Annotated in this window: 14 protein-coding genes; 10 read left to right on the forward strand and 4 right to left on the reverse strand. The window is 62.2% G+C overall.

Annotated features, from left to right (window positions below):
- Nucleotides 1–3: 3 nt before the first annotated feature.
- Nucleotides 4–717, forward strand: coding sequence for an SH3 domain-containing protein (locus KUV72_RS00930; protein ID WP_222237132.1), 714 nt, complete (start codon nucleotides 4–6; stop codon nucleotides 715–717).
- 93 nt (nucleotides 718–810) lie between these two features.
- On the opposite strand, the gene tsaA is transcribed toward KUV72_RS00930, so the two are convergent.
- Nucleotides 811–1,530 (reverse strand): tRNA (N6-threonylcarbamoyladenosine(37)-N6)-methyltransferase TrmO, encoded by a 720-nt coding sequence (gene tsaA, locus KUV72_RS00935; RefSeq protein WP_222237133.1) that lies wholly within the window; start codon nucleotides 1,528–1,530, stop codon nucleotides 811–813.
- Nucleotides 1,531–1,764: 234 nt separating this feature from the next.
- Here tsaA and KUV72_RS00940 point away from each other — a divergent pair, with 234 nt between their 5' ends.
- Nucleotides 1,765–2,286, forward strand: a complete 522-nt coding sequence (locus KUV72_RS00940; protein ID WP_206940018.1) for a GNAT family N-acetyltransferase — start codon at nucleotides 1,765–1,767, stop codon at nucleotides 2,284–2,286.
- A 102-nt stretch (nucleotides 2,287–2,388) separates the two neighbouring features.
- Here the strand turns inward: KUV72_RS00940 and nadC are convergent, their stop codons facing one another.
- A complete protein-coding gene (nadC, locus tag KUV72_RS00945) occupies nucleotides 2,389–3,246 on the reverse strand; it encodes a carboxylating nicotinate-nucleotide diphosphorylase (RefSeq protein ID WP_222237134.1) in 858 nt (285 codons plus the stop codon).
- A 102-nt stretch (nucleotides 3,247–3,348) separates the two neighbouring features.
- Between nadC and ampD the strand changes: the two genes are divergently transcribed.
- The 6 genes from ampD (at nucleotide 3,349) to KUV72_RS00975 (ending at nucleotide 11,675) form a co-directional block, all read left to right on the forward strand.
- Entirely contained in the window at nucleotides 3,349–3,918 is a 570-nt protein-coding gene (gene ampD / locus KUV72_RS00950; protein ID WP_315857832.1) for a 1,6-anhydro-N-acetylmuramyl-L-alanine amidase AmpD, read from the forward strand.
- 343 nt (nucleotides 3,919–4,261) lie between these two features.
- Nucleotides 4,262–6,934: a pyruvate dehydrogenase (acetyl-transferring), homodimeric type gene (gene aceE / locus KUV72_RS00955; protein WP_222237136.1), complete on the forward strand. Its 2,673-nt coding sequence runs from the start codon at nucleotides 4,262–4,264 to the stop codon at nucleotides 6,932–6,934.
- 74 nt (nucleotides 6,935–7,008) lie between these two features.
- Nucleotides 7,009–9,048 carry a pyruvate dehydrogenase complex dihydrolipoyllysine-residue acetyltransferase gene (aceF, locus tag KUV72_RS00960; RefSeq protein WP_222237137.1) on the forward strand — a complete coding sequence of 680 codons (2,040 nt, stop codon included), beginning with the start codon at nucleotides 7,009–7,011 and terminating at the stop codon, nucleotides 9,046–9,048.
- Between the two features lie 313 nt (nucleotides 9,049–9,361).
- The gene (adk, locus tag KUV72_RS00965; RefSeq protein ID WP_206940008.1) at nucleotides 9,362–10,018 is read left to right on the forward strand and encodes an adenylate kinase; all 657 of its coding nucleotides are present in this window, start codon (nucleotides 9,362–9,364) and stop codon (nucleotides 10,016–10,018) included.
- 194 nt (nucleotides 10,019–10,212) lie between these two features.
- Nucleotides 10,213–10,932 (forward strand): tRNA (adenosine(37)-N6)-threonylcarbamoyltransferase complex dimerization subunit type 1 TsaB, encoded by a 720-nt coding sequence (gene tsaB / locus KUV72_RS00970; RefSeq protein ID WP_222237138.1) that lies wholly within the window; start codon nucleotides 10,213–10,215, stop codon nucleotides 10,930–10,932.
- The gene (locus KUV72_RS00975; protein ID WP_374107033.1) at nucleotides 10,929–11,675 is read left to right on the forward strand and encodes a class I SAM-dependent methyltransferase; all 747 of its coding nucleotides are present in this window, start codon (nucleotides 10,929–10,931) and stop codon (nucleotides 11,673–11,675) included. The genes tsaB and KUV72_RS00975 overlap by 4 nt, the downstream gene beginning before the upstream one ends.
- On the opposite strand, the gene plsB is transcribed toward KUV72_RS00975, so the two are convergent.
- The gene (gene plsB / locus KUV72_RS00980; protein WP_261317277.1) at nucleotides 11,659–14,094 is read right to left on the reverse strand and encodes a glycerol-3-phosphate 1-O-acyltransferase PlsB; all 2,436 of its coding nucleotides are present in this window, start codon (nucleotides 14,092–14,094) and stop codon (nucleotides 11,659–11,661) included. The genes KUV72_RS00975 and plsB overlap by 17 nt on opposite strands.
- 236 nt (nucleotides 14,095–14,330) lie before the next feature.
- Here plsB and KUV72_RS00985 point away from each other — a divergent pair, with 236 nt between their 5' ends.
- Nucleotides 14,331–15,455, forward strand: coding sequence for a phospholipase D-like domain-containing protein (locus tag KUV72_RS00985; protein ID WP_222237139.1), 1,125 nt, complete (start codon nucleotides 14,331–14,333; stop codon nucleotides 15,453–15,455).
- Nucleotides 15,456–15,565: 110 nt separating this feature from the next.
- Here the strand turns inward: KUV72_RS00985 and KUV72_RS00990 are convergent, their stop codons facing one another.
- Complete coding sequence (locus KUV72_RS00990; RefSeq protein WP_222237140.1) at nucleotides 15,566–16,267, reverse strand: YecA family protein; 702 nt, start codon at nucleotides 16,265–16,267, stop codon at nucleotides 15,566–15,568.
- Between the two features lie 96 nt (nucleotides 16,268–16,363).
- Between KUV72_RS00990 and KUV72_RS00995 the strand changes: the two genes are divergently transcribed.
- A complete protein-coding gene (locus KUV72_RS00995) occupies nucleotides 16,364–16,948 on the forward strand; it encodes a SprT-like domain-containing protein (protein WP_222237141.1) in 585 nt (194 codons plus the stop codon).
- The last annotated feature ends 13 nt before the right edge of the window (nucleotides 16,949–16,961 follow it).

A 16,961-nucleotide genomic window follows, 5' to 3' on the forward strand; every position in this document is an offset into this window, starting at 1 on the left:
GCAATGAAGCGATGGATCAGCGTAGTAGCGGGCTTGCTGCTGACGCCAGCAATGGCCCTGGCAAGCGTGCAAAGCGGTATCGATGCCTATGTCAGTGGCAACTACCCCGCCGCGTATGAACAGTGGCTGCCTCTGGCGCAACAGGGTGACAAGGACGCACTGCATAACCTCGGCATCCTGTTTCTCGAGGGGCGAGGCGTCGAGCAGAACACCGAGCAAGCCCTGTCGCTGCTGGAGCGAGCGGCAGAGCTCGGCAGCGTCTCGTCAGCGCTTGAACTCGCCGGGCTCTATGAAGCGGGACGACTGGTCCCCCAGGATGCCGCCAAGGCGGCCGAGTGGTATCGCCGAGCTGCCGAGGCGGGCTCGCCGCTGGCCCAGAACAACCTTGGGTTGTTGTACCTCAAGGGGGCGGGGGTAGAGCGTGATATTGGCCAGGCCTTGAGTCGTTTCTCACGGGCGTCTTCAGCGGGTGTCGCCGTGGCCACGGAAAACCTCGAGGCCGTTCTAGCGGGGCTTGCGGTCAAGCAGATCAAGGTACGCGGAGCCAATGTGCGTGAAGGGGGCTCGACTGCCTTCCCCGTGATTGAGTGGGCCGGCCAAGGTGAGCAGGTCCACGTGATCGGGGAGGTCGATGGCTGGAGTCACGTCTATGTCGATGATGATCGTGCAGTAGGCTGGGTGGCCAGCCGCCTGTTGCAGGCGGCGGATCCCAGCTGAGGGAAGCGCTAGCTGATGTCGTAGGATTTATTGGGTAGCTCAGCTCTTTAGGCAAGGCCGCAGTCACCTGAAAGCTCTACGTTACTTATCGTGTCAGCTGTTCCGCTCCAGGGCGTCCACGCAGAAGCGCAGGGCGCCTTTTTCATGTTCATGCTCAACATGGAAGCGCACGTTGACGTCGCGCAGGCTGACGCCGTACTGGCGTTGGTCGTCATGACCTCGATAGGCCGGTCGAGGATCTTGGCTCAGGACCTGGGCAATCAAGCGCCTAAGCGATGCCCCGTGTGGGTGATCATCTAGTGCAGCCTGCGCTTCGGAAGAAAAGGACACGGCATGCTGGATGGGGGCGGCGGGGGCGAACCCCGCCCTGGCATCGGGCTGGCTTTCGGTCCAGGGCAGGTACGGCTTGATGTCGACCACCGGGGTGCCATCCACCAGGTCCGCGCCCGCCAACAGCAAACTGACCCCCGCGGTGGTGTCGATGTCGAGGAGTTCGACCAAGGATAGCCCGAGTCGGTTGGGACGATGTGTGCTGCGGCTGGCGAATACGCCCATTCGGGCATTTCCGCCCAGGCGAGGCGGCCTAACCATCGGTTTCCACCGTTGCGGACTAAGGTGAAAGATGAACGTCAGCCACAGGTGGCTGAACTCATCGAGGCCTCTGACCGCCAAGGGGTCGGCAAACTCGCCCTCGAGTGTGAGCCAGGCTCTGGCGTCCTTGACCAGGCCCGGCTGCCTGGGAACACCAAACTTATCGGGAAAGTCGCTGTGAATGGTGCCGATGGGGGTAAGCGTGAAGCTGGAGTCGGACATGCTCAGGCAGTGGCTCCGGCAAGGGGAAAATGGTCGAGTGGCGTCGCAGGGAGGGCCGACGTACCGGTGATCAGCGGATGCAGGCATCGTGTCATGGCAAAGCAGTGGGGCATTATCTTCTCTCGGCTGGTATCAAGATGGAGCTGGCTATTGGACAGAGCTCGGCTTGTGGGTAGGCTTGGCGAACCTCGCCAGGCGAGGTTGATGGCTGCCAGTCCCCCAGGAGTGTCTTTCATGTCTGCCCCTCATCCAGCATCGCCCGCACAGGAAGTCCGGCTTCCGCGTATCCGCTATCGCGAAGCCCTGGCGGATGACGCCTCGGACCAGGCGGAAGTGTTCTATCACGCGGTCATGACCGGTGCCAGCCGTCATTACAGCATCGAGCAACGTCATGCCTGGGCCTCGGCATTGCCCCGCGAGGGCGCCGCCTGGCGGGCTCGTCAGGCACTGTTTACGACCCTGGTGGCGGACTGTGACGGCCGCTGTGTCGGCTTTGTCGAGTACGACATCGCCCGTGCCAGAATCGAGACGCTTTACGTTTGGCCATCCCTGGCTGGCCAGGGGATCGGCGGGCGTCTGCTTGAGCTGGCAGAGGAACGACTCAAGCAGGCGGGAGCCAGACGAATGATCATCGAGGCCAGCCTGCTGTTGGCCGAACCCTTGCTCAGGGCTGGCTGGGTATCCCATGGCGAAGAGTGGGTCGAGCGTAACGGGGAACGGCTGCCTCGCCTGTGTCTGAGCAAGGCTCTCACATGACGATGACCCGGCCGCACGCCTGCCAGCGTGCGGGGGTACGCTCTATCAGCCCTCTGTCAGCGATAGGCCCTCTATCAGTAACGAGCCCGCCGTAAGCCCCTGTCAGCTGGCTGGGCCGTCTTCCACCATCCGCATGGACAGGTCAATCGCCTTGATGTCCTTGGTCAAGGCACCGCTGGAAATGCAGTCGACGCCGGTGTCAGCGATCGCTTTCAGGGTGGTCTCATCGACATTGCCGGAGGCCTCCAGCGTGGCGCGACCGGCGACCTGGCGCACGGCTTCGCGCATATCGTCCAGCGAGAAATTATCCAGCATGATGACATCTGCACCGGCTGCCAGCGCCTGGTTGAGCTCATCAAAGGTCTCGACTTCGACCTCCACGGTGAGATCCTTGGCGATGCTGCGTGCTTCCTTCACTGCTCCGGCGATACCGCCGCAGGCCCAGATGTGATTTTCCTTGATCAGAAAGGCATCGTAGAGCCCAATCCGGTGATTGGTGCCGCCCCCGCAGGCCACCGCATATTTCTGCGCGACGCGCATGCCGGGTAGCGTCTTGCGGGTGTCCAGCAGCTTGACCCCGGTCCCTTCCAGCAGGTCCACATAGTGGCGCGTGCGAGTGGCCGTGGCAGATAGCGTCTGAAGCAGGTTCAGGGCGGCCCGCTCTCCGGTGAGCAGGCTCCTGGCAGGGCCTGTCAGCTCGAGAAACGGCACGTCGGGCGTCAGTCGATCACCGTCGGCGGCATGCCAGGTCAAGGTGACGCGCGGGTCAAGGCGGCGGAACAGCTCGTCGACCCAAGCCACGCCGCACAGGATGGCCGGCTCGCGGCTGATGACTCGGGCGTGGCCCTGGTGTTTTTCGGGAATCAGCTGAGCCGTAATGTCCACCGGGCCGACATCCTCTGCCAGCAGGCGAGCGGCGCTGTTGCGGATCTCTTCGGCAAGGGCGTCCTGGAAATGCATGGATATCTCTGTATTGCGGCGCGTGGAGCCGACATTATAGGGGGGATAAGCCTCGGCGTCAGTGCCTGGGCGACAGACTCCGATACCGGCAAGGAGAGGCCAGTGACCTGTGTGAACGGATGGTTGAACGGTGCTCGCCAGGTGCCTTCACCGAACATCAATGAGCGGCCCGACCAGGAAGTGTCTGCGGTGGTGCTGCATTCGATCAGCCTGCCGCCGGGTGAGTTTGGCGGTGATCATATCGAAGCGCTGTTCTGTAACCGGCTGGTGCCAGAGGCCCATCCTTACTTTGCCAGGATAGCGGGGCTCAAGGTGTCCGCGCATCTGCTGATTCGACGAGATGGCGAGTGCGTGCAGTTTGCTCCCTTCGAGGCTCGCGCCTGGCACGCTGGGCGCTCGCGCTGGTTCGATGGGCATCGCATGCGTGACGAGCTGAATGATTTTTCCATTGGCATCGAACTCGAAGGTGATCCATCGACGCCATATCGAGAAGCACAGTACCGACGTCTGGCACAGGTGCTGCACGATCTGTTTGACGCCTATCCACTCATCACCCCCGAAAGGCTGACCAGTCATGCTCGAATCGCCCCTCTGCGCAAGGACGACCCGGGTCCGTCTTTTGACTGGGCTTACCTGCGCCGCTGTTTGCAGTGCCGCGAGTCGATGCCCTAGGCCAGCGTTCTTGCATAGTTTGGTCGCGAGCCGGGTGTCAAACGGTAGTTTGTTTACAAGTGGCTGACTTTCGTCACATAACTGGCAGAGGAGCGTGGCTAAGCCATTGTGTTGCAGTGCAATATAGCTGAATTGAAAAACATTTCCATAGCTGGTTCAATTGGCAGTGCAGGGCGATTGAGGTATCTTCTTGCCCAATCGTGCCCGGTTGGCACGGATAATCTCGTAATATTACTACATGCCTGACGCTGCGAGGCGGCCGGGGATTACTCCTCAATCCCGCTCGCTCATTGGCCTCGATCGCGGGGCAGTGGACCCCCATCGTCATTCGGAGAGACGTTCTATGAGTCTTGGTTCAAGAGAAGATCTCGATCCGGTCGAAACCCAGGAATGGTTGGATTCCCTGGAGTCAGTCCTGGATCGCGAGGGCGAGGATCGTGCCCGGTACCTGATGACACGGCTCGCCGACCGTTATCGCCAGGACGGCATGCAGGTGCCCTTCTCGGTCACCACCCCGCATCGCAACACCATTCCGGTGCACTGTGAAGCGCCGATGCCGGGCGACCTGTTCATGGAGCGTCGTATCCGCTCGGTGATCCGCTATAACGCCATTGCCCAGGTCATTCGTAATAACCGTGCCAAGCCAGGGCTTGGTGGCCACATCGCCAGTTTCATGTCCTCCGCGACGCTGTATGACGTGGGCTTCAACCACTTCTTCCGCGCCCCGAACGGAGACTTCGAAGGCGACCTGATCTATATCCAGGGCCACGTGGCGCCGGGTATCTATGCCCGTGCCTACCTTGAAGGTCGTCTGACCGAAGAGCAGATGGACAGCTACCGCCAGGAAGTGGACGGCAATGGCCTGTCCTCTTACCCGCACCCCTGGCTGATGCCGGATTTCTGGCAGTTCCCCACGGTGTCCATGGGTCTGGGCCCGATCCAGGCGATCTACCAGGCCCACGTCATGAAGTACCTGCACTCCCGCGAACTGCATGATATGCAGGACCGCAAGATCTGGTGCTTCATGGGTGACGGCGAATGTGACGAGCCGGAATCCCTCGGTGCCATTCACCTGGCCAGCCGCGAAAAACTCGACAACCTCATCTTTGTCATCAACTGCAACCTGCAGCGTCTCGATGGCCCGGTGCGCGGTAACTCCCGCATCATCGACGAGCTCGAAGGTGTCTTCCGCGGCGCCGGCTGGAACGTGCTGAAGGTCGTCTGGGGACGCCACTGGGATCCGCTGTTCGAGAAAGACAAGAAGGGCATGCTGCAGAAGCGCATGGACGAGGCGGTCGACGGCGACTATCAGAATTACAAGGCCAACGGCGGCGCGTACACCCGGGAACACTTCTTCGGCAAGTACCCGGAAACCGCCGACTTGGTCAAGGACATGTCCGACGAGGACATCTGGAAGCTCAACCGTGGTGGTCATGACCCGTTCAAGGTCTACGCGGCGTATCACGAGGCGACCACCAACGCCAACGGCCGTCCCACTGTGATCCTGGCGCATACCGTCAAGGGCTACGGCATGGGTGGCGGCGATGGTGAGGCGGCCAACGAAGCGCACCAGGTCAAGACCATGGAGTACGAAGCGCTCAAGCGGTTCCGTGACCGCTTCGGCATTCCCATCTCTGACGAGCAGCTCAAGGATGTGCCGTACTACAAGCCCGAAGATGACTCTCCGGAAATGAAGTACATGCACTACCGCCGCGAGCAGCTGGGTGGCTACCTGCCGAGTCGTCGTGCGGACTTTGAAGCGCTGGAAATTCCTGGCCTTGACGACAAGACCTTCGCGTCCCAGACCGCAGGGTCTAAGGGTCGTGAGGTGTCCACCACCATGGCCTTCGTGCGTGTCCTGAATGGCCTGGTCAAGGACAAGAAGATCGGTAAGCGCGTGGTGCCGATCATCCCCGACGAGGCCCGTACCTTCGGCATGGAAGGGATGTTCCGTCAGCTCGGGATCTACACCTCCGAAGGGCAGAAGTACGAGCCCGTCGACAAGGGACAGATCATGTTCTACCGCGAGGATCAGAAAGGTCAGATCCTCGAGGAAGGCATCACCGAGGCCGGCGCCATGTCGGCGTGGATTGCCGCCGCCACGTCCTACTCGAACAACAACACCACGTTGTTGCCGTTCTACATCTACTACTCGATGTTCGGCTTCCAGCGTATCGGTGATCTGGCCTGGGCCGCGGGTGACATGCAGGCGCGAGGCTTCCTGTGTGGCGGCACCGCCGGCCGTACCACGCTTAATGGCGAAGGTCTCCAGCACCAGGACGGGCACAGCCTGCTGCAGGCAGCGATGATCCCGAACTGCCGGACCTACGATCCCACTTACGCCCACGAAGTGGCCGTCATCGTGCAGGATGGTTTGAAGCGCATGTTCGCCGACAAGGAGAACTGCTTCTACTACCTGACCCTGATGAACGAAAACTACGAGCACCCGGAGCTTGCCGAGATTCCTGCCGAGGACATCATCAAGGGCATGTATCTGCTGCGCGAGACCGAAGGCAAGAAGGGACACGTCCAGCTGCTGGGGTCGGGTACCATCCTGCGCGAAGTCGAGGCTGCCGCTGAAATGCTTGCCGAAGAATGGGGTGTCGGCTCGGATATCTGGAGCGTGACCAGCTTCAACGAGCTGCGTCGTGAAGCGCTCGGTCTCGATCGTCAGGCCTTCATCAACCCCGAGGCCAAGCCCGAGAAGCCCCATGTCACCAAGTGCCTGGAAGGGCGCAAGGGTCCGGCTATCGCGTCCACCGACTACATGAAGCTGTACGCCGACCAGGTTCGTGCCTGGGTGCCGACCGACTATCATGTACTGGGCACCGACGGCTACGGTCGCTCCGACACTCGCGAAGCGCTGCGTGCCTTCTTCGAGGTGGATCGTTACTACGTCACCGTGGCGGCGCTCAAGGCGCTGGCGGATCGCGACGAGATCGATCGCAAGGTCGTGGCCGAGGCACTCAAGAAGTACGACATCGACCCGAACAAGCCCAACCCCCTGGACGTCTGAGGCGACAAGGGAATGTTCGGTGGCATGGCGGGCCGGGAGGCCCGCCTCCGTCAAGAGTTTGAAGGAGCGCGACCTTGAGTAGCGAAATCATCAAAGTGCCCGATATCGGTGGGGACACCGATGTAGAAATCATCGAGATCGCCGTATCCGAGGGCGACGTGATCGAAGCGGAAGATACGCTGATCACCCTGGAGTCGGACAAGGCCAGCATGGATGTGCCCGCGCCCAAGGGCGGCAAGGTCATCAAGGTGCTGGTCAAGGAAGGGGATACCGTCTCCGAAGGTGACGACATCGTCGAGATCGAAGCCGAAGGCGGTGGCGATGCCGACGCAGGCAACGACGCGGCTGACGATGCCAAGGACGACGCCCCCAAGGCGGAGGCCGACAGCCAGCAGGAGGCGTCAGCGGCCAGCGACAGCAAGCCTGCTCCCAAGCAGAGCGGCGGCAGTCGTACCGTGGAGATCAAGGTTCCAGATCTCGGTGGCTCCAGCGATGTGGAGATCATCGAAGTGGCGGTGTCCGAAGGCGATGATGTCGCCGAAGAAGATACCCTGATCACCCTGGAGTCCGACAAGGCTTCCATGGATGTGCCCAGCCCCCACGCCGGCAAGTTGGTCAGCCTGAGCGTGAAGGAAGGCGACACGGTCTCCGAAGGCGATGTGATCGGCACCATGGAAGTGGCGGGTGAAGGCGGCGACGAGGATGATGGCGCGTCGGATGACGCTGCGTCCGCCAGTGCGCCTGAGGCCAGCGAGCCTGCATCTGAGGATGACGGTGACGATGATGACGCCGCCGCAGAAGGCGGCCGTCAGGAAGTGCGCGTGCCGGATCTCTCCGGTTCCAGTGACGTGCCGATCATCGAGATGGCCGTCAGTGAGGGCGATGAGGTCGATGTCGAAGACGCCCTGATCACGCTGGAGTCCGACAAGGCCTCCATGGACGTGCCAAGCCCCTTCAAGGGCAAGGTGGTCGAACTGTCGGTCAAGGAAGGCGACACCGTTTCCGAGGGTGACTTGATCGGCTATATCGAAGTGGCCGGTGCAGCGCCCAAGAAGAAGGCAGCGCCCAAGCAGGAAGCGGCCAAGCAGGCAGCGCCCAAGCAGGAAGCGTCCAAGCAGCAGGCGTCTGGCGGCGGTTCGGCGGATAGCGCCAAGAGCTCTGCCGTGGCGGACAAGCCTCGCGATGCCAAGAACGTGCACGCGGGTCCGGCGGTGCGCATGCTGGCACGTGAGCTGGGTGTCGATCTTGGCCTGGTCAAGCCCTCCGGTCCCAAGGATCGAGTGCTCAAGGAAGACGTCCAGAACTACGTCAAGCAGGCCATGGCCAATCACGGCAAGAGCCAGGGGGCATCTGCTCCGGCCGCCGCCGCGGGTGGTTCCGGTATTCCGCCGATTCCCGATCAGGACTTTAGCCAGTTCGGTGAGATCGAAGAGAAGCCGATGGGCCGCCTGATGAAGATGGGCGCCAACAACCTGCATCGCAGCTGGGTCAACATTCCCCACGTGACGCAGTTTGACGAGGCCGACATCACCGAGCTCGAGGCCTTCCGCAAGTCGATGAAGGCGGAAGCCGAGGCTCAGGGTGCGAAACTGACGCCGCTGCCGTTCATGATCAAGGCGTGTGCATACGCCCTGGCCAAGTACCCGCAGTTCAACGTCAGCCTCAAGGCCGACGGCGAGACCGTGGTGCACAAGAAGTATGTGCATATCGGCATCGCCGTGGATACGCCTGACGGCCTGATGGTGCCGGTGATTCGTGATGCCGACAAGAAGTCGCTGATCGACCTGGCCAAGGAGTCGGTGGAGCTGGCCAAGAAAGCCCAGTCCAAGAAACTCAAGCGTGAAGAGATGACCGGTGGCTGTTTCACCATCTCGAGCCTTGGGTCGATTGGCGGCACCGCCTTCACCCCCATTGTGAACCCGCCTGAAGTGGCGATTCTCGGGGTGTCCAAGGCGTCCATGAAGCCGGTATGGGATGGTGCGGCCTTCCAGCCACGCCTGATGATGCCGCTGTCGCTGTCCTATGATCACCGTGCGGTGAACGGGGCCGACGCGGCGCGCTTTACCGCGCTGCTGGGACAGCTGCTGACCGACGTCCGGCGTCTGCTGCTGTAAGCCTGCTCCACCTGGGAGCAACGAACGGCGCCGCAAGGCGCCGTTCGTCGTTGGCGGCCCGCTCATCAAGTGGCCTTTCTCCTGATCAGAGGTGTTGGTGCCATGCTGTGCTACGTCACGCGAATCATGAACCTTTGATGACGCCTGACGAAAGTGCAATCCAGTATTTAGTTATTTGATATTACAGTTGTTTATCCTCTTTTTCCGGTGCTGTGGCGGTTGTCTCAGGTTGTGTCGCCAGAGCTGCGCGGGTATTGTTCGCTAACCCTATTCTTCACCCCGAATTTTTCGCTTTTTCGAAGGAGTTCTACTGATGCGTTTGATCCTCTTGGGTGCACCGGGAGCCGGCAAGGGCACCCAGGCTCAATTCATCTGCGAGCGTTATGACATTCCGCAGATTTCCACTGGCGACATGCTGCGCGCAGCGGTCAAGGAAGGCAGTGAGCTGGGGCTCAAGGTGAAGGAAATCCTGAATACCGGCGGTCTGGTGTCCGATGACATCATTATCGCTCTGGTGAAGGAGCGCATCGCTCAGCCTGACTGTGCCAATGGCTTCCTGTTCGACGGCTTCCCCCGCACCATTCCCCAGGCCGACGCCATGAAGGACGGTGGTGTGAAGATTGACCACGTGCTGGAAATTGCCGTGGCCGATGAAGAGATCGTCAATCGCCTGGCCGGTCGTCGCGTCCACCCGGCATCCGGTCGTGTCTACCACGTCGTCTACAATCCGCCGAAGGAAGAAGGCAAGGATGACGTCACCGGCGAGGCGCTGATCCAGCGTGAAGACGACAGCGAGAGCACCGTGCGCAATCGCCTGTCCGTGTATCACGAACAGACCGAGCCGCTGGTGGGTTACTACCAGGAGTGGGCAGCTGAGGCGCCTGAGGCTGCACCTCGCTACCACCGTGTCGCAGGTGTCGGCAGCGTGGACGACATCACCCGTCAGGTGCTCGCGGCCCTGGAGGGCTAGTCAGGCTTCCCGCCCGTGCATCGCTGACCACGGCCCGCCTTTGGCGGGCCGTGGTCGTTTATCGGGCATAGCCTGTCAAATCAGCCCGTCGAGTGAGCCCGCCAAATGTCCGACGAGCTCGGGTACCGGCTCCCCCATTTTCCGGTCACTTGCTTTATAATGCGCCGGTTTTTCCCTTGCAGGATGAGTCCAACATGACCCTGATTGTGGCCCTCGACGCTTCTTCCAGCGCCTGTTCTGCGGCCTTGCTGCGCCGTATCGACGGCCAGCCGGATGAAGTGCTGGCACGTTTTGCGCAGACCCCGCGAGAGCACACTCGGCGTTTGATGCCGATGGTGGATGAGGTATTGGCAGAGGCTGGTGTCTCGGCCAATGCGTTGGATGCCGTGGCTTACGGTCGTGGGCCAGGCTCGTTCACTGGACTGCGAATCGCCGCGGGAGTGGCCCAGGGGCTTGCCTATGGTCTGGGACGTCCGCTGATCGGCGTGTCGACGCTGCAAGCGCTGGCTCTGAGCGGTTATCGCAGCCACCGTTATCGTTACATGGTGACGGCTCTGGACGCTCGTATGGGTGAAGTCTATGCCGCTGCCTGGCGTATCGATGATGGCCTGCCGGTAGCGTTGGTGGACGAAGCGGTGTTGCCACCGGAGCGGCTGCTACTGCCTCGAGAGCATGAGGATCATGACTGGGTGGGGCTTGGGTCTGGCTGGGCCCTGTGGGATCAGATGTCGGCAGAGCTCCAGGCCAACCTGAACCTGACAGTGGTGGACATCGATCCGGCTGCCGAAGACATGGCGCGACTTGCCGTGGAGGTGTTCGACGCTGGCGGCGGTCAGCGGCCCCATGACGCTCAGCCTGTCTATCTTCGAGACCAGGTGGCCTGGAAGAAGACTGCAAGGAAGCGTGCTCAGTGAGCGTACGCTTGGCCCCAGGGCTCGCCTTGCCCTTCACGCTGGAGCATTGCCCCGAAGCCGGGCTTTTGCTTGAGCGAGATGAGCAGGGACGGCTAGTGCTGGCAGGAGATGAGGCGCTCTACGGCAAGCCGCTGTGGGTCGACTTCATCGGTGGTCGTGATGGTCATCGCCGACGCTTCGGCGGAGGACGCGGTCAGCTGGTGGCCAGGGCCTGTGGCCTGGCAAAGGGCATTACGCCCCAGGTGGTCGATGCTACCGCTGGGCTCGGGCGTGACGCCTTCGTCCTGGCGAGCCTGGGCGCCGACGTGCTGCTGATCGAGCGGGTGGCCGCCATTGCCGCGCTGCTTGACGATGGCCTGCAACGGGCACGTGGCTGCGAGGAAACACGTGACGCGGCGCAGCGCATGACCCTATGTCACGGCGACAGCAGCCGTGATCTCGCCGAACTGGTGGCGGACCATCACAAGGCACCCGAAGTAATCCATCTCGATCCCATGTTTCCCCATCGGGACAAGTCAGCGCTGGTCAAGAAGGAGATGCGGGTCTTCCGGGAGTTGGCCGGTGATGATGCTGACGCGCCGCGCTTGCTGGAGGCGGCGCTTGATGTGGCGACTCACCGGGTGGTGGTCAAGCGCCCGCGCAAGGCTCCGCCGATCGATGGGCCTGAGCCAAGGCACCGGCTGGAAGAGAAAACCAGCCGCTACGATATCTACGTGCATCGCTCGCTCAAGGCTCAGGGTTGAGCGCGGACTGGCGGTCGCGCACGTCACTGTTTTCGCGGTAGCGGGTGATCAGCGCCAGGCGTCTGCGCAGTGATGCATCGAGCAAGCGAGAGGCACGCTGGGCGGCTTGTCTGAGACACTCATCGAAGTGGACCTGCTGCTGGTCAAGCCAGATCCAGCCTTCCTGCCCCAGGGTGTCGATCAAGGTCTCGAACAGTTTGGGATCAAAGAATTCCGGTGCCTCGCGGCCGCTGAGCAGGCCTAGCCGTTCGGCCAGGTCGCGGGAGCGCTCGGTCAATTCCTGCCGGGTCAGGGTGCCGCTGCCCGCGTGCAGCAGAACTTCGATCAGCAGCGCGTTGCGTTCCAGCGACGGCTGAATCATGCGTCCGACCAGCTGCAGCCGCTCCCGCGCCGCCAGGCTGTCCTTCGGGGTGAAGCTCGCGCCGTAGCGTTCCAGCAGGTCGAGATCACACAGGCTGGTCAGGATGGCATCGATACGCTCTTCGAGATCGGCATCATCGCTGATGCAGAATTCATGTGCCAAGGGTGGCCATAGAGGACGCAGCAGGTCGTGCAGCTCTGCTGGGCTGCGCTGAGTTCGGCTACGGAAGGCAAAGGCCACCAGGGCCGGCAGAGCAAACAGGTGCAGCACATTGTTGCGATACCAGGCCAGTTGCGCGGCCTGGGCGGGGGTGGCACTGACGATATCACCCAGGCGGTGATGGTGGCGTTCGACCAGCTCCAGCGCGACGGCTTTGGTCACACAGTCCTCTGGCGATTCGGCCGGTAAGCTGGGCGTCTGGGCGCAGGCCTGACTGCGGGCAAGCCGGCTCAGCAGCGCCAACTGGTCACACAGCGTCGCGTGTTCCAGTGCGCGATAAGGTGACGCCAGCAGGGCAAGGCCGGTCAGGTTGGCAGCATTCAGCGCGGCGACCTCATTGATACGCTGCGTCAGCAGGTGTCCAAGACCAGTGACCGTGGGTTTCAACCAGGGGTGATCATCGGCCCCGCTAGTGCGCCACTCCGGGGCGGACCGATCAAGGAAGTCGGCGATGGGCAGCGGTTCCCCGATATTGACGGCGACCCGGCCGTAAGGCTCTCGCAGCCGGCCAATGACCCGCAACAGACCCAGCGGTGATTCCTTGCGCTTCTTGCCGCCGCTCAGTTCGCGCTGATAGCTCGAGTTCTCGAGAATGCGCTCATAGCCAATGTAGACAGGCACGAACACCATCGGGCGGTCGTCGCCGCGTTGACAGCGCATGAATGAGGTCAGGGTCATGGCCAGCATGCCGGGACGCGGAGACAGCATGCGGCCACTTCGCGAACGCCCGCCTTCGATGAAGTACTCCATCGGGTAGCCACCGGCCAGCAAGCGATGCAGGTACTCGTTGAAGACGGCGCCATAGAGCCGGTTGTCGCGGAAGCTGCGGCGCAGGAAGAAGGCCCCGCCGCGCCTCAACAGGGGGCCGATGATCGGCATGTTGAGGTTCTTGCCCGCCGCGATGTGCGGCGGCATCAGCCCCTCTCGGTAAAGCACGTAGGACAGCAGCAGGTAGTCGATATGACTGCGGTGGCAGGGCACGTAGATCAGGGTGTGATCGCCTGCCAGGGACTTGACCTTGTCCAGGCCGGTCACATCGACGCCATCGTACAGGCGATTCCACAACCGCCGCAGGGCACCGGCAAGGAAGCGCAACACCGGATAGGTCATGTTTGCCGCAATCTCATGTCCGTAACGGCGCGCACGTCGCTTTAGCCGCGAGGGCGACATCCCCTGGTCGACCTGCTGTCCGATGGCGTGGCGTACCGCATCGCTGGCCACGACGCCCTGGATCATGGTGCTGCGGTGAGACAGATCCGGGCCCAGCACCCGTGTGCGCACGCGGCGAAAATGCACGCGGAGCAGGCGAGCGGCCTTGCGGTTGGTGAGCGATGGATCACCGTTGTGCAGCTCCTCGAGGTGCAGAGGCGCGCCGAACTGCAGCTCCACATCGCGGCCGTTGATCAAGACCGACAAGGCCCGTCGAACTCGTCCGGTCAGTTGCCAGCTATCTGCGGCCAGCAGGTGCCAGAAGCCGAAATTCTTGCCCGGGGCGCGACCCCAGAACACGCTGACCGGTACTAGCTGGACCTGGATACCGTTGGCGACAAGCTGGGTAAATGGAGCAACGCTGGTCGCGCGGCCGCGCCACAGGCGCGAGCCACGAGCCGGAAGCGCCACGCAGCGTGGCAGTGAAAGCTCCGCCAACTTGCCGTGGGCGGGAGGCAGTCCATGCTCCCGACAGTAGGCATCCAGCAGCAGCACATCGCTGAGTGCTGGCCTTGGCAGCACATACAACGTCGGCAGGTCGGGATTGAGCTGCAGCGGAGCCGGCTCGGCCAGGCGGACCTCTGTCCATAGTTTGATCAGTCGTCGCAGCGGCGCGTGAAACATAGCCATCCCGTTGTCCATGCCGCGAGCAGTCCGGGCTCGGCGGTCATCCATGTGTGCCGTCAGTATAACGATCGGACACGCAAACTTGGGATTAATTGCGAAGAAGGCTGGCGTCAGGCCACCTTCTCTCGCGACTTTTCTGTGCCCTTTGATTAGGGTATTGAAGAGTCACGATGGTGGCGGGTGTGACGCTGCCGTGGCCAGGCAACGACCCGCATGCAATGGCATGGAGGCCAGGCGAGATGAGTACCCAATGGCGTGAGCACAACGCGGTGGAACTGCTGCCAGAGGCAGATCGATTTCTGCCGGCCTTGTTCGAGGCGGTGGCTCAGGCACAGGAATCTGTGCTGGTAGAGCTGTATCTGATGGAATCGGGCGAGCTGGCCAACCGAGTCATCGAGGCGTTGGCCGATGCGGCCGCCAGGGGGGTGGCGGTCTATCTGCTGCTGGATGGATTCGGCGCGATGGGGCTGTCACGCGCTGATCGACAGCGGCTGACGGCAGGCGGAGTCTGGTTGCGTGACTTCAACCCGCTGGGCTGGCATTCGCTGGCCCGCAACGTCAGCCGCGATCACCGCAAGCTGGTGGTGGTCGACCAGCGGCTTGCCTTCACCGGCGGATTTGGGGCGGTGGATGACTTCCTGTCGGCCTGGTTCGAGGTGGCAGTGCGGGTGCGGGGGCCGGTCGTCAACGACTGGGTCGCGCTGTTTGCCCAGGTGTGGAATTCACCGCTGGCCAGAGGCGCCGACCAGGCGCCGGCGCTACCTCGCGTACGCGCTGCAGCCGCCACTGCTGACGCGGCGGATGGCAAGATGCGGGCCAGGGTCATGTGGGGGCGTGGCTATCGCTTTCAGGCGATCCGTCATTCATTGCAGCAGCGTATCGATACCAGTCAGGGTCGGTTGTGGCTATGTACGCCCTACTTCGTGCCGACATTGGGTACGCGACTGAGGCTGCAGCGAGCGGCACGCAAAGGGGTGGATGTGCGCCTGTTGCTGCCAGGGCAGGACCATGATCATCCCGGTATTCGATATGCCGGACAGCGCTTCTACTCGCGCCTGCTCCGCGCTGGAGTGCGCATCTACGAATTTCAGCCGAGCTTTATCCATGCCAAATTCGTCATGGTGGACGACTGGGTCAGTCTAGGGTCGTGCAACTTTGATCACTGGAGCCTGCAATGGAACCTGGAGGCCAACCAGGAAGTGGAAGATGCTGGCCTGGCGCAGGAGGTGGCGACGCTGTTCCAGCGCAATTTTGCCGTCAGTAAGGAAATCTCGCATGAGCATTGGAGCCGCCGCTCACTGTGGGCAAAGTTGAGAACCTGGCTGTATGGCACTCTCGATGGCTGGATGACGCGCTTGCGCTGATGGACGGTGGATACCGCCTCGTCCAGCGCGGGCTCGACGACGCCAGGCCTCGCCGAACCCGATGACAGTGCCGGTCGCAGCGCCGGTGGCAGCGCTAGTGGCAGTAAGGCTCAGCGCTTGCCCTTGCCTTTGGCGCCGCCCTTGCCGCCTGCTCCCTTCTTGGCGGAAGGTGGCGCGCCCTTGCCCCGTGCGGGGGACTTGCCTCTTGGCTTGGGCTTGGGGGTATCCGGCGGCACCCGGAAGTGCAGATACAGATCCAGCACCAGTTCAGGCAATTGGTTGACCAGCTCCTCCAGACGTTTCGCATCGCCGGCCAGGTCCGCCATGTCGGGTTCATCGGCAAACAGCCCCGATAGTGCCATGAAGGGCAGCAGCAAGGTGGCGACGGTTTCTTCGTCGCCCTCGAACCAGGGGGCCTCGTCCAGGAAGACGCCCTCCATGAAACCGGCACACCAGTCCCCGATGGGAGTCTCTTCCGCTGCCATGCCATCCAGCGTCAGCTCGAAGGGCAGCTCTGGCAGCCCCCCACTTTCCAGCACATTGATGGCGTTGGACCTGAGCTGCTCGAACAGCCCCAGGATGATCTCACGCTCCTGCTCTGACTCGAACTCCGGTGAGCCGTGGAACAGCTCGGCCACCCAAGTGGCAGCATCGGTTTCCCGTGGCGCCACTGCCAGGGCGACCAGAAAGCCGTGCGCGCCAATCAGGTCTAGCGCATCAGCGCCGGCCCGTTCCTCGAGAAAGTCATCGAGCAGGTCCAGGGCATCATCTTCGAGCAGCGGTTGCGGGAGCGGCGTTTCGGCGTCGGACATGGAGCGCTCACTTGGTCGGGGGTGGAATGGGGGCGGTCTTTACCGCCCTGGTTCGAGGCGGCATTCTAGCATTCCTTGAGGGAGACTGATGATTCAATGAGTGAGACGCGACGCAGACCGCATGCTGCTTTGGCAGGCACCGCCCCGGTACTTCCCGCGGTGGACGGAGAGTGGCTGGAAGCGCTCGGGGCCAAGGCCCTGCATGCGGCGGTGAATGCCAGAGTGAAAGCGGCGGTGGCCCTGTGTCGCGACGTTCACCCGCATCTGCCGGAACCCGCCGTGTGGTGTGATCTGCGGGGGAAGGGCGCTGGTCAGGCGCATTTCGGCCGAGGAGGGCTGCGTTTCAATCCCAGGCTGCTGGAGGAGAACCGCCAGGCCTTCTTTGATGAGGTGATTCCCCATGAGGTAGCCCACTGGTTGGTCTGGCACCTTGAGGATGGTCCTTCCTTTCGTCCGCATGGGCGGGAGTGGCAGACCGTCATGGTGCGCCTGTTTGGCCTGTCACCCAGGGTGACTCATCGCTTTGACACCAGCCGGTCCAGTCCTGCACCGTTTCGCTATCGTTGCCACTGTCGTGACCACCAATTTTCTGCTCGCCGCCACGCCAATGCGAAGGCTGGTCAAGAGTATCGCTGTCGTCACTGTCGTGGGCGGCTTTGCTACATCGATCGAGCCGACTAAAAATATGGCATAA

The sequence above is a fragment of the Halomonas sp. DP4Y7-1 genome, from assembly GCF_019800705.1.
GTDB classification, from domain to species: Bacteria; Pseudomonadota; Gammaproteobacteria; order Pseudomonadales; family Halomonadaceae; genus Halomonas; species Halomonas litopenaei_A.